At 59.2% G+C, this 12614-nt stretch carries 13 protein-coding genes; 4 read left to right on the top strand and 9 right to left on the bottom strand.

Annotated elements, in window-relative coordinates:
* The first annotated feature begins 73 nt into the window (after nucleotides 1-73).
* Entirely contained in the window at nucleotides 74-1432 is a 1359-nt protein-coding gene (locus tag ACR0LY_RS02095) for a DEAD/DEAH box helicase (RefSeq protein ID WP_170348926.1), read from the top strand.
* On the opposite strand, the gene ACR0LY_RS02090 is transcribed toward ACR0LY_RS02095, so the two are convergent.
* The 3 genes from ACR0LY_RS02090 to ACR0LY_RS02080 are packed head-to-tail and all read right to left on the bottom strand — an operon-like array spanning nucleotide 1429 to nucleotide 3432.
* Nucleotides 1429-2331, bottom strand: a complete 903-nt coding sequence (locus ACR0LY_RS02090; RefSeq protein WP_170348927.1) for a DMT family transporter — start codon at nucleotides 2329-2331, stop codon at nucleotides 1429-1431. The genes ACR0LY_RS02095 and ACR0LY_RS02090 overlap by 4 nt on opposite strands.
* Before the next feature lie 20 nt (nucleotides 2332-2351).
* Nucleotides 2352-3236 (bottom strand): fatty acid desaturase, encoded by an 885-nt coding sequence (locus ACR0LY_RS02085; RefSeq protein WP_170348928.1) that lies wholly within the window; start codon nucleotides 3234-3236, stop codon nucleotides 2352-2354.
* On the bottom strand, nucleotides 3229-3432 hold the full coding sequence (locus ACR0LY_RS02080) for a DUF2061 domain-containing protein (RefSeq protein ID WP_170348929.1): 204 nt from the start codon (nucleotides 3430-3432) through the stop codon (nucleotides 3229-3231). The genes ACR0LY_RS02085 and ACR0LY_RS02080 overlap by 8 nt, the downstream gene beginning before the upstream one ends.
* Before the next feature lie 107 nt (nucleotides 3433-3539).
* Between ACR0LY_RS02080 and ACR0LY_RS02075 the strand changes: the two genes are divergently transcribed.
* Together ACR0LY_RS02075 and ACR0LY_RS02070 are read left to right on the top strand one after the other, a co-directional pair.
* Nucleotides 3540-4418, top strand: a complete 879-nt coding sequence (locus ACR0LY_RS02075) for a helix-turn-helix domain-containing protein (RefSeq protein WP_170348930.1) — start codon at nucleotides 3540-3542, stop codon at nucleotides 4416-4418.
* A 70-nt stretch (nucleotides 4419-4488) separates the two neighbouring features.
* Nucleotides 4489-4671, top strand: coding sequence for a hypothetical protein (locus tag ACR0LY_RS02070; protein ID WP_170348931.1), 183 nt, complete (start codon nucleotides 4489-4491; stop codon nucleotides 4669-4671).
* 92 nt (nucleotides 4672-4763) lie between these two features.
* Here the strand turns inward: ACR0LY_RS02070 and ACR0LY_RS02065 are convergent, their stop codons facing one another.
* From ACR0LY_RS02065 to bcoG, 3 genes are all read right to left on the bottom strand, one after another.
* Complete coding sequence (locus ACR0LY_RS02065; protein ID WP_170348932.1) at nucleotides 4764-5522, bottom strand: SDR family oxidoreductase; 759 nt, start codon at nucleotides 5520-5522, stop codon at nucleotides 4764-4766.
* Entirely contained in the window at nucleotides 5519-6985 is a 1467-nt protein-coding gene (locus ACR0LY_RS02060; RefSeq protein WP_170348933.1) for a carnitine 3-dehydrogenase, read from the bottom strand. Before ACR0LY_RS02060 ends, ACR0LY_RS02065 begins: the two co-directional genes overlap by 4 nt.
* A 340-nt stretch (nucleotides 6986-7325) precedes the next feature.
* Nucleotides 7326-8243, bottom strand: coding sequence for a 3-dehydrocarnitine:acetyl-CoA trimethylamine transferase BcoG (gene bcoG / locus ACR0LY_RS02055; protein ID WP_170348935.1), 918 nt, complete (start codon nucleotides 8241-8243; stop codon nucleotides 7326-7328).
* A 132-nt stretch (nucleotides 8244-8375) separates the two neighbouring features.
* On the opposite strand from bcoG, the gene ACR0LY_RS02050 reads away from it, so the two are divergent.
* The gene (locus ACR0LY_RS02050) at nucleotides 8376-9362 is read left to right on the top strand and encodes a GlxA family transcriptional regulator (protein WP_170348936.1); all 987 of its coding nucleotides are present in this window, start codon (nucleotides 8376-8378) and stop codon (nucleotides 9360-9362) included.
* Nucleotides 9363-9431: 69 nt separating this feature from the next.
* Here ACR0LY_RS02050 and ACR0LY_RS02045 read toward each other — a convergent pair whose 3' ends face one another.
* Genes ACR0LY_RS02045 through ACR0LY_RS02035 form a run of 3 tightly spaced genes read right to left on the bottom strand, consistent with a single transcriptional unit; the run spans nucleotide 9432 to nucleotide 12443 of the window.
* Nucleotides 9432-10478: an aldo/keto reductase gene (locus ACR0LY_RS02045; RefSeq protein ID WP_170348937.1), complete on the bottom strand. Its 1047-nt coding sequence runs from the start codon at nucleotides 10476-10478 to the stop codon at nucleotides 9432-9434.
* Between the two features lie 35 nt (nucleotides 10479-10513).
* Complete coding sequence (locus ACR0LY_RS02040; protein WP_170348938.1) at nucleotides 10514-10972, bottom strand: DNA polymerase III subunit chi; 459 nt, start codon at nucleotides 10970-10972, stop codon at nucleotides 10514-10516.
* A 4-nt stretch (nucleotides 10973-10976) separates the two neighbouring features.
* Nucleotides 10977-12443 carry a leucyl aminopeptidase gene (locus ACR0LY_RS02035; protein ID WP_170348939.1) on the bottom strand — a complete coding sequence of 489 codons (1467 nt, stop codon included), beginning with the start codon at nucleotides 12441-12443 and terminating at the stop codon, nucleotides 10977-10979.
* Between the last annotated feature and the right edge of the window lie 171 nt (nucleotides 12444-12614).

Raw genomic sequence — 12614 nt, 5'->3', positions numbered from 1 at the left:
GCGTATGGCCATCCGGGCCCGGCACACCTTTGACGCGCGGGCCAGGTCTAATGTCCGCATGAACCGGACTTACATGACAAAATTTAACGAACTGAACCTGAACCCGAAGGTCCTCAAAGCCATTGAGGAAGCCGGATACGAATCCCCCACCCCGATCCAAGAAGGCGCAATTCCACCTGCGCTGGAAGGTCGTGATGTATTGGGGATCGCCCAGACCGGCACGGGAAAAACTGCAAGCTTTACGCTGCCGATGATCACAATGCTGGCACGGGGCCGCGCGCGCGCGCGGATGCCACGGTCGCTGGTGCTGTGCCCGACACGGGAACTGGCTGCACAGGTCGCCGAGAATTTCGACACCTATAGCAAACACCTGAAACTGACCAAGGCGTTGTTGATCGGAGGCGTCAGCTTCAAGGAACAGGACGCACTGATCGACCGTGGCGTCGATGTTCTGATCGCAACTCCCGGCCGACTGCTGGACCATTTCGAACGCGGCAAACTGCTGTTGACCGGCGTGCAGATCATGGTCGTGGACGAAGCTGACCGGATGCTGGACATGGGTTTTATCCCCGATATCGAGCGCATCTTCTCGCTTACGCCGTTCACCCGCCAGACGCTGTTCTTTTCGGCCACCATGGCGTCCGAGATTGAACGCATCACCGACACTTTCCTGTCTGCCCCCGCGCGGGTCGAGGTTGCCCGACAGGCGACCGCCTCGGAAACCATTGAACAGGGCGTGGTCATGTTCAAAGGCGGCCGTCGCGATCGAGAGGCCAGCGCCAAGCGCAAGGTCTTGCGCGCACTGATCGATGCCGAGGGTGAAAAATGCACCAACGCGATCATCTTCTGTAACCGCAAGACAGACGTTGATATCTGCGCAAAGTCGCTAAAGAAATACGGCTATGACGCCGCCGCGATCCACGGCGATCTGGACCAATCACAGCGGATGAAAACGCTGGACGGTTTCCGCGACGGCTCGTTGCGGTTGCTGGTTGCCTCGGACGTGGCTGCGCGTGGCCTTGATGTCCCGTCGGTCAGCCATGTTTTCAATTTCGACGTCCCCGGCCACCCCGAGGATTACGTTCACCGCATCGGCCGCACCGGTCGTGCCGGGCGCGATGGCAAGGCGATTACTATCTGTTCGGGTCGTGACGAAAAAGCGCTGGCTGCGATTGAAAAGCTGATCCAGAAGGACATTCCAAAGCTCGACAATCCGGTCAAGGACGAACCCAAAGCCGACACGCAGAAGCCTGAGAAAAAGACCAAGTCTGCCGACACGCAAAAGAGCGAAGGCAAAAAGAGCGACCGCAAAAAGGACAAAGAACCTAAAGGTCGCGGCCGTCGTTCGGATAACGGCAACGCGGTTGTGGGCATGGGCGATCACCTGCCCAGCTTCATTGCCCTAAGCTTTGCCGAGCGCCGTGCTGGTTAAATCGCCAGCACCAGCGCCAGGATCGACAACCCCAACAACGCCATCCCGGCGATCTCACGCCGGGTAATGGTCTCGCGGAAAAACAGGATCGATGCGAACAGGCTGAGCAACAGCTCGACCTGCCCCAGCGCTTTGACATAGGCCGCGTTCTGCAAGGTGAACGCAAAGAACCAGCAAAACGATCCGCCCAGACTGGTCAAACCGACAAACACCCCTGTTCGACGTGTCTGCCACACCGCAAGCAGTTCGGCCCGGTCGCGCCACAGCAGCCATAGCGCCATGCTGAGGAACTGGAACGTCACAACCGCGGCCAGAGTGATCAGAGCGCGAAACCACGCGTCGATATCACCCAATTCAAGCGACGCACCCCGGTAACTGACGGCGGAAAAGGCGAACAATACGCCTGACCCCAACCCTAGGCGCGAGGCCCGGTTGGTCAGATGTTTCCACCACGCCCCGTCGCCTCCGGGTGATTTGGACAGCAAAAGCACCGCCATCAATCCCAGCAAGATCGCAACCAGACCCCCGTACGAGATCTGATCGCCCAGCACCAGAAAACCGACAATGGCGGTCTGAATTACTTCGGTTTTCTTAAAGGTAATCCCAACCGCAAAATTTCGTTGTTTGAACAAAGCGACCACGCAGATCGTTGCCAGAATTTGCGCGGTGCCACCGATGACAGCGTATACCCAGAACCACCCCGTCAGCGGCGGCAGGCTGAAGCCAGTCACTTGCAGCGCCACAATCAGCCCCAAAAGCGCCAGTGGCATCGAATACGCGAACCGGGCAAACGTCGCCCCGGCCGCACTTAGCTTTACGGTGCTGAGGGATTTTTGCAGCATGAACCGCACTGTCTGGAACGAGGCGGCAGCAATTGTGATGGGAATCCATAAACTCATGGCCCCCTTGTGTCGCTAAATCAAGGCTTTGGCCAGAGAGGATGTTCCACCGGATCCTTGGCCCGCAGGAAATACGCCTTAAAGATCTGCGCGTAAGACCGGTAGACATAAGCCTCATTCCGGGTCTGATACCGGTCTTTGCTGGCGCGATATAGCGCAGGCAGGCGGTACCACGGCGCACCAGGATTCATGTGATGAACCACATGCAGGTTGTTGTTTAAAAACAGAAAAGCCAGCAACCCACGATCTTCGATAATCACAGTACGGGCCTGCGGATTTTCATGCGCGCGGTGTTCAAGGAAGGTGCGGATCTTCACCAGCCCCAGCCCGATATAGGCGGACAGAACATACGCCCAAATCGGCATTGCCGAGTGCCCGACCACCCACAAAACCAAGGCCACCCCAACCAGATGCAGCGCCCAGGCCCGCAGGATGCCAAGGTCGCCCAGCAACGCACCGCGCAATTCATTCCGCGTGAATATGAATTGGCCAATCGCCGGACCCAGCACCATGCGCCCCAACAATGTGTTGTTCACAGACAGCAGCCATCGCTGCCACCCGGCCAATGCGCCCCAGACCTGTGGATCCAGATAGTTGGTTTCAGGATCGTCATAGGGGTCGGTCAACGTCTCATCCCGGTGATGGGCCAGATGCAGGTCGCGGAACCTCTGATACGGGATGAACAGGGTCAGAGGCAGCGCCATCAGGCCCTCATTCAGCCATTTTGTACGAAACGGGTGGCCGTGCAGCGCCTCATGCGTCAACGAGGAATGGAGCGCCGCAACCAGACCCATCACCGGAATTGCCAGCCAAACCGGCATCAGGAAAATCACCGCCAACCACGCCCCATAGCAAGCCAGGATCAGGGCGAACGTGCCCCATTCGGGTGCAGCGGGCCTAGACATTGCGCCCCCATGAGATTTTGGCCCAGACGCGCTCGTAAATAACGTACATCGTCAATCCGATGGCCGTATTTACAATCGCCAGTGTCCCGCCCACAGCCGCCGAGCCAGTCGCGACCAGCCCGACCAGTGTCATCACCAGCAAGCCCATCGCATTCCACAGCACCGCTTTCACGACTGATCTGCGCCGTGTTTCCATTCCGTCACCCATATTATTGTTGTGTCTTCAAAATTACGGGTCACGGCATCCGTTGAAAATTCTGAATATGATTAACAAAACTCATCAACTGTGATATTTTTAAACATATGCAGGAAAAAATCGACAAAAGAGACCGCGCGGCACAGTTCCGTACTCGCCTAGCACGGGCGATGGAGGAGCGACACGTCAGTCAAAGTGCGCTGGCGCGTCAGATTGCGGTGGACCGTTCGACCGTATCGCAGCTTTTGACGGGTGAAGGCGCGCGCTTGCCAAATGCACATGTGGTAGGCAGTTGCGCCTCGGCGCTGGGGGTTTCGGCGGATTGGCTTCTGAGCCTGTCCGACCGACCCGAAAGCGCAGCGGAATTGTTGGCCAGCTCGCTGACAATGACCGAAGCACCACGTGCGCTGGTGGATGAGCGCATCTTTGAGTGGCATCAAGAAGCCGCAGGGTACAAAATCCGTTATGTTCCAGCGACTTTGCCCGACATGTTAAAGACCCGCGCGGTGCTGGAGTGGGAATATGCCCCGCATCTGGGGCGGACGGCGGATCAGGCCATCGGTGCCTCAGCTGACCGGCTGATGTGGATGCGCAGCGCGCAATCCGACTATGAAATCGCCATGCCGCTGTATGAAATCGATAGTTTCGTCCATGCGCGGGGCTATTACGACGGTCTTTGTCCCAAAATCCGGTTGGAACAGATCGACCATCTGCTGGAGATTTGCCAACAGCTCTACCCGCGTCTTAGAATCTATCTGTTTGACGCAAAACGGCTTTATTCCGCTCCGGTCACGATCTTCGGCCCTTTGCTGTGTGTTTTCTACGCCGGCAGCCACTATATGGCCTTTCGGGACCGTGATCGGATCGAAACCTTCACCCGCCATTTCGACCGACTGGTTCGCGAGGCTGACCTGACTGCGCGCGACTTCACAGAACACCTTAAACGGCTGCGCACGCAAATTTCCGACCACAAAGGATGCACCTAAGCCTGTCTTGTGCTATCGTCGTTCGGCGCGAACCTTCGGGTATTCCGATCACAGACGGAGGACGACAGGAATGGACGCACTACAGACCGCTCAATACGCACGGGCCTTATATACAGTTCACGGCGACCGGGCCGAGGCGGAAGCCGCACAAAAGATGCGCGAATGTGAAGCCGCCGGAAATAGACAGGAAGCGCTAGACTGGCAAGCTGTCCGCCAGACCATCCGCCAAATTCGCGGGCCAAATCAGGGCTAGCTTCAGCGTTTCGAAAAAGCCCTGCCCCAAGCCGATCACCAATGCCCTTATTGCGCCAGGGCATTGGGGTTCTGTGTGTTTTCTAAACCGAGTTAGATTTTCGGATCTGGATTCACCGTGTGCCCATCCACGGCAATAACCTGCCCCGAAACAAGCCGCGCCGCATCCGAGGCGAGGAACACGGCCATGTTTGCGATATCGTGACCTTCAACAAAGCGTCCCATCGAGGTACCCGAAGCATACCCAGCATAGACCTGATCGCGGGTCATACCTTTTGCGGCCGCTTCACGCGCCAGCACACCCTCCATCCGTGGGCCTTCAACCGCTCCAGGACAAATTGCATTGGCGCGAATACCGTGGGGGCCAAGTTCCATCGCAAGGGTTTTCATCAAACCGATCACCGCCCATTTCGCCGCTGCATATGGCGCGCGGTACGGGTACCCGTATTGACCAGCAGTTGACGACGTCAGGGTGATGCTGCCCGCCTGCGCGGTCTTCATCAAAGGGGCTGCATGTTTCACGGCCAGAAAAGCGCCCTCGAGGTTGACCGAAACGCAGGTCCGCCAATCTGCCAACCCGACATCCTCGATCGCGTTTGTCGGTCCTGCCGTGCCTGCATTGGCGCACAGCGCATCCAATCCACCTTCGGCTGCGATATCCTGAAAAACGGCACTCATATCGGACTCACTTGCGGCATCGGCGCGACGAGCCTCCCAGTGATCCGGCACCGTATTCAAAGCAGCCTCGTCAATATCCGTGATCCAAACACCATAGCCTGCATCATCAAATGCTTCGGCCATGGCACGGCCAACGCCCGAGGCGCCAGCTGTAATCAGAACCTGCCGGGTCATGCGGGTTTCCGGATCGCGGCGCCCGCGCCTTCGGGGTAGGGCAACCCTGCCTGCGCCTCGGCGATCCGCGTCATGGAGGCCTCGATTTCCGGCGACGGTGCGCTGGGGCGACGAGATTCAAGGCTGACATGCAGCAGGAAGCTTTCGCCCGTGGCCAGCAGCTTGTCGCCCTCATACATGCTGTGGAACACGTGCAGTTTCTTGCCCTGCCCCAACAGCATCTGCGTGCGCACTTCGATCTTGGCGCCTGCGTGTGCTTCGTCGACATACCGGATGTGGTTTTCAGCGGTGAAATAGCTGCCGCCCGAGGTGATGTAATCCGCGTCGCAGCCGATGATCTCCATGAACCGGTCGGTCGCGGCGGCGAAGGCTTCCAGATACCGCGCCTCATTCATGTGGCCGTTGTAATCGGTCCAGTCCAACGGCACCGCGCGGGCCAGTGTCAGGATCGGCTGGCTCAGGTCCGCCTGTTCCAGCGTTGGCAACGCGCCGGGTTTCAACAGCGCGTCATGCTGGTTCAGCACCGCCCCTGCGCCATAGTTCTGCGCTTTGAGCGCGCGCATCATGCCCACAAGGTTATTGTCGCGGATCCGCTCCAGCTCGCGGATCGAGTGCATACCCGACTGCGCGTCCGACTGATCCGCGATCAGGTCGACCAGTTCATCAGTAAAGTCCGGCACGTCCATCAGCTTGGTCCACGGCCATTTCAACGCTGGCCCGAACTGAGCCATGAAGTGCCGCATCCCGGCCTCACCTCCGGCCACGCGATAGGTTTCAAACAGGCCCATCTGCGCCCAGCGAATGCCAAAGCCCATGCGGATGGCCTCGTCGATCTCTTCGGTCGTGGCGATGCCGTCTTTGACTAACCACAATGCCTCGCGCCAAACGGCCTCAAGAAATCGGTCAGCGATATGCGCGTCGATTTCTTTCTTGATGTGCAGCGGGAAAAACCCGACGGACTTCAGCAGTTCTTGTGCCTTGGCAACCATCTCGGCCGAGTTTTTGCCGGTTGGGACTAGCTCAATCAACGGCAGCAGATAGACCGGGTTGAACGGGTGCGTCACCACGATCTGCTCGGGCCTCAACGCGCCCTCCTGCAATTCGGACGGTTTGAAGCCGCTGGTCGAGGACCCAATGATCGCATCTGGATCACAAGCCTCCTGCAACCCCTTGTAGACCTTCAGTTTCAGGTTCAGCCGTTCAGGCACGCTTTCCTGTATCCAGGCGGCACCCTGCACGGCCTCCGCCATATCTTCGTAGAACGTCAGAGATCCCTCGGACGGCAATGGCACATCGCTCAGCCCCGGCAAGGAGCGGCGCGCATTATCCAGAACCTCACCAATCTTACGCTCGGCCTCGGGGTCCGGGTCGAACACCCGGACGTTCCAGCCGTTCAGTAGAAATCTTGCGGCCCATCCGCCGCCGATGACGCCGCCGCCAATGATCGCTGCTGTTTTTGTCATTGTTCCTCACTACATTCCAAAGTGCCGAAGATCCCTCCGACAGCGTCACGTATTGTGAATTTCGTTTTGCCCAACTGTTCCATTTCCCAAGTCTCGTTTAGCAAGACTTCACCTTCATCTTCGCAAACCACGTCAAGAACATAGGTCGCCGAAAGTGGTTGTACGCTGTTCACGCGACATCCACCCAGGCTGTGCCGATGTATCCAAAATGGCACCGAAAAGACGTTTTCCTTCAATTGTGCACACAGCCCCGTCTGGATCGCCAAATATTCATCGACAGCATCAGGAGTTTCCGCACTCAGTGGCCCGGCACAAATCAAGCACACCAACCAGAACGGCTTCACTTCGCCACTGGCGCCCGTTTCACCAGACCCAATTTCTCGCGCACTTCCTGCGCACCGATCACCCGCGCGCCCATGTTCTCGATAATGGTTCCGGCGCGTTCGACTAGTTGCCAATTCTCGGCCAGCACGCCTTTGTCCAGCCACAGGTTATCCTCAAGCCCGACGCGCACGTTGCCGCCCGCCAATACAGCCGCCGCGGCATAAGCCATCTGATTGCGGCCCAGAGCAAACGCGCTGAACGTCCAGTCATCCGGCACGTTGTTGACCATCGCCATGAAGGTGTTCAAGTCATCCGGCGCGCCCCACGGCACGCCCATGCAAAGTTGCACCAAAGCCGGGCTGTCCAGAACACCGTCCTTCACCAGCTGCTTAGCGTACCACAGATGGCCGGTGTCAAAGGCTTCGATCTCGGGCTTCACGCCCAAATGTGTCATCATCCGACCCATCGCCTGCAGCATGCCCGGCGTGTTGGTCATGACGTAATCGGCTTCGGCAAAGTTCATGGTGCCGCAGTCCAGCGTGCAGATCTCCGGCAGGCATTCCGCAACATGTTCGACCCGCGCGGCTGCACCGATCATATCAGTCCCGTCCTCGCGCAGCGGCAGCGGAGATTCGCTTGGGCCAAACACCATGTCCCCACCCATCCCGGCGGTCAGGTTCAGAACGACGTCAACCTCAGCCTCGCGAATGCGGTCCGTGACTTCGCGATACAGGTCCAGACGGCGGCTGGGTACACCGGTTTCAGGGTCGCGTACATGGCAATGCACCACCGCCGCCCCGGCCTTGGCTGCGGCAATCGCACTGTCGGCGATTTGCTTGGGTGAGCGCGGCACATGTGGGCTGCGATCCTGTGTCCCTCCCGAGCCGGTAACGGCGCAAGTGATGAAGACTTCGCGGTTCATTTCCAGAGGCATTGTGTTTTCCCCAAGTTATACCCGGTTTTGCCGTGAGTTTTCCCCAGGCTTCTCCACGGATTCCGATTTGCGTTCACCCCCGACTCTGACGCAGCCTTGTGGAAACACTTGCCAGAATGCGAATCGAACTTGATGAAATCCGCAAAAAACATACTCCAACCCGAACATCGCGCCCTGAAAACGGCTGTGCTGGTTCTGGACGAATGCAACACGCTCAGCTTCGCCTCGGCCGTTGATCCAATGCGGGCTGCCAACCGTCTGGCGGATCGTCCCGCTTTCGACTGGGATTATGTGACGGCAACGACAGAACCCGCGATGTTGACCAGCGCACTGAACGTACCGGGTGTTCCGCTGGCACGGTTGCAAAGCTGCGATCTGATGATCGTTGTCGCGGGATTCCAACTGGCCCGACACGCCACACCCAGTTTGCTGGCCGGACTGCGCCGTATTGCGGGCACTGGTGCCACCATGGCGGGCATCGACGGAGGCCCCTGGTTGTTGGCCGAGGCTGGCCTGCTGGATGGACACGCCGCCACAACTCACTGGGAAGACTTGGACAATTTCGCCACCCGATTCCCCGATGTTGACGTTCGCCCCGATCGTTTCACCGTATCCGGCAATCGCCTGACCTCAGGTGGCGCTATCCCAGCGGTCGAAATGATGCTGCACATTATCGCCGCCCGCCACGGTGCCGGTTTTGCTGCCCGCGTCTCGGGTCTTTTCCTGTACGACGGTGCGCCCGAGCCCACAAAACCGCAAAGCCGGACCGGTGCCCCACACCGCCATACGGCGCTGACGGCCAAGGCGAACACCTTGATGGAATCTTCGCTGGACGAGCCGCTGCCACTGGCGGACATCGCCGAAACCCTCGGCACCAGCCCCCGCACCCTACAGCAGCAATTTCGCCTGCGCCTGAACACAACGCCGCAAGACCACTATCTGCAGTTACGCTTGGCCGAGGCCCGCCGCCTGGTTACCGACACGGACATGCCGCTGATGGATGTGGCCCTGGCTACGGGGTTCGCCTCACAATCCAGCTTTGCACGTGCTTTCCGCACCGCACACGGCCTCTCGGCCCGTGACCTGCGGCAGGAACGCATCCAGCCCACCCATCACTGACGAGATCTTCTTCATCTGGCTAAAAATACCTCGGGGCGCGCGCGCGCAGTGCGTCGGTGGCAGAGCCCCCTAAAAAGGCATCGGATGCGTTCGGTGCGCCTGACCGATTTCTGCCACGACCTCATCGGACAGCCGCAAGTCCTTACCGGCCAGGATATGCTCCAGCTGTGCCACCGAGGTCGCGCCGAAAACAGCCGACATCATGAACGGCCGCGTCCGACACCAGGCCAGTGCCATATGCACCGGGTCCAACCCATGCCGCTCAGCAATCTCCAGATAAGCCGTCACGGCACCAAACACGCGTGGACCGGTGCGCCCGCCCATCTCGGGAACCAGCGACATACGTGATCCGACGGGCACCGCATCACCCTGATACTTGCCGGTCAGAAATCCCGCCCCCAAGGGAGAAAAGGCCATCAAGCCCACATCTTCATGCACACTGAGTTCCGCCATGTCCGTATCGAAGTGCCGGCATAGAATCGAATACTCATTCTGAACCGAGGCCACACGCGGCGCGCCCATCTGCTCGGCAATCCGCAGCCATTGCGCCGTACCCCAAGCGCTTTCGTTGGACAGTCCAAAGGCGCGGATATTACCCTTGTCGACCTGCACTTGCAGGGCCTCAAGGCAATCCTGCATGTTGTCCAATACTTCGTTGGTGTTGTGCCCCGAAGGTGCGTAATTCCAGTTTTGCCGGAACATGTAACTGCCGCGGTTCGGCCAGTGAAACTGATAGAGATCAATGCAATCCGTGTTCAGCCGCCGCAGTGAGCCTTCGATCGCTTCGGGGATCGTCTTTCCCGAAATCTGCGCGCCATCGCGGGCGTGGGCGAACCCTGCCCCCGAGTGTTTGGTTGCCAGTAGGTAATCTGCACGACGGGACGGGTTGGCAGCGTTCCAGCTGCCCAGAATCTCTTCGGTTCGACCGACGGTTTCCCTTGCGATCGGGTTCACCGGATACATCTCCGCCGTATCAACGAAATTGATCCCGGCTGCCAGCGCCATATCCAACTGCTTGTGACCATCCGCCTCGGACGTCTGTGTGCCAAAGGTCATCGTACCCAGACATAAGTCTGTCGCCGAAATTCCCGTGCGGCCTAATGGTCTTGTTTCCATTTGTCAGTCTCCGGAAAGCTTTTAAGATCAGCCTCTTAAGTCTCGGCCTTCTTCTCCCACCGGCCCGATTCCTCGGACCAGTATTGCGCCGAACAACCCGCGCTAGTTAGTGCTTTCCACTGGCCGCGCGCCTGCTGGACAGCCATATCATCATTGCCATCGAACAGGATGCAGACACGCTCCAGCGAAGCCACCTCGTCGGCGTTTACCGGCGCGCCGTCCACGGCCATGACACAGGCCGGTTCATTGGCTGCCTCTGGCCCGGTCGTCAGCAAAACAGGCTGCGCCGCGTCATGCGGGCCACCTTCGCGCCCATGTGGCAGGAACCCGTCCTCGGGCCCCAGCCACAGCTTTTCATCCAGCCAGTCCATCCGTGCCGGATCTGTGCCCCGCACGGCAATCTTCCACCCAGCCTGCCGCGCCTTGTCCAGCAGCACCGGCAAGGTGTGTTCCAAGGGCTGACGGGTCAGGTGGTAGAAATAGACGGCACCCATACGATTACTCGAAGTTATCCTGCACCAAACGGCTGAGCGCGCGAACGCCCCAGCCGGTTGCCCCTTTGGGCGCATAGGATGTTTCCGACGACACCGAGGCCACACCCGCAATATCGAGGTGAATCCAAGGCGTTTCTTCTTTCACAAAACGCTGCAGGAATTGCGCCGCTGTGATCGACCCTGCCGGGCGACCGCCGACATTTTTCATATCAGCAATGCGCGACTTCAACTGTTTGTCGTACCCTTCGCCCAGCGGCAAGCGCCACGCGCCTTCATCCTCGGCCTTGGCCGATTTCAGGAAGGCATCGCAGAACGTGTCATTGTTGGAAAATACACCGGCATTCTCGTGGCCCAGACCAATGATCACCGCGCCGGTCAGCGTGGCCAGATCGATCATGCCCACCGGTTGGAACCGCTCTTGCGTGTACCACATCACATCGCACAGAACCAAACGCCCTTCGGCGTCGGTGTTGATGATCTCAACCGTGTCGCCCTTCATCGACTTGACCACATCGCCCGGACGGCTGGCATTGCCGGACGGCATGTTTTCGACCAGTCCGACCAGACCGACCACGTTGGCCTTGGCCTTGCGCTTAGCCAACGCACGCATGGTGCCAGCAACAACGCCGGCACCGCCCATATCCATGGTCATGTCTTCCATGCCGCCTGCGGGCTTCAGCGAGATACCACCGGTGTCGAACACGACACCCTTACCCACCAGAGCCAGTGGCGCGTCGTCCTTGTCACCGCCGTTCCACTGCATCACCACAACCTTCGAGGGGCTGACCGAACCCTGCCCGACGCTCAGCAGCGTACGCATGCCCAACTCGGCCAGTGTGTCCTCTTCCAGAACCTCAACCTCAAGGCCCAGCTCCGCCATCTCGGCCAAACGGTCGGCGAATTCAGTGGTGGTCAGGACGTTTGCAGGCTCGTTGGTCAGATCACGGGTCATCCGCACCCCATCGGCCACGGCGTATTGTGGGGCAAAGGCGGCTTCGACCTCGTCGGGTTTCTGGTGACTGATGGTGACGGTGCCAACCTCTTCCGCCTCTTTGGTCTTGTGCGCGTCGAAATCATAGGTACGCAGCACGATGCCCATCGTCAGATCTTCGGTCCGGACCTGATTGCCTGCCATCACCAGCACGTCCTTGCCCCCTGCCAGCTTGGCCAGCGTCGCGCCCGCCTTGCGGGCCTCGGCCGGATCAGGACGGCGGGGCAGGATCACGATATCCAGCGCCTCGGCCGCCATGCCACCAGGCCAGGCCATCGAGATCACATCGCCCGTCTTTACCTTTTCAAACCGGGAACTTTCCACCAGACGCGCCACCGCGCCACGGGTCAGACGGTTGGCCCGACGCACCGCGGGGCTCATCTTGCCGTCCGATGGGATGATTACCGCCACCCGGCCTTCGGCTTGCGCCATTGCATCCGTATCAAAGGGCTGAAACCGGATCGGGACAAGACTGCTCATTGCGAACTCCTCAAAAACTGTTCCCCAAGACCTAGCCCGCACCGCGCGGCTTGACCAGATAGCAGTTTTCCCCGCGTGCCAATTGCATTACAGTCGCGGAAAAATTCCGGCAGGATCGGGGGAGAACGAATTGGCGAGACAGGGCAGGCATATGCCGTTGCGCATCCGCGC

It is taken from the genome of Ruegeria sp. BC5, from assembly GCF_056539205.1.
Note: the sequence above shows the minus strand (reverse complement) of the source record. Positions and strands in the feature narration are given on the sequence as shown.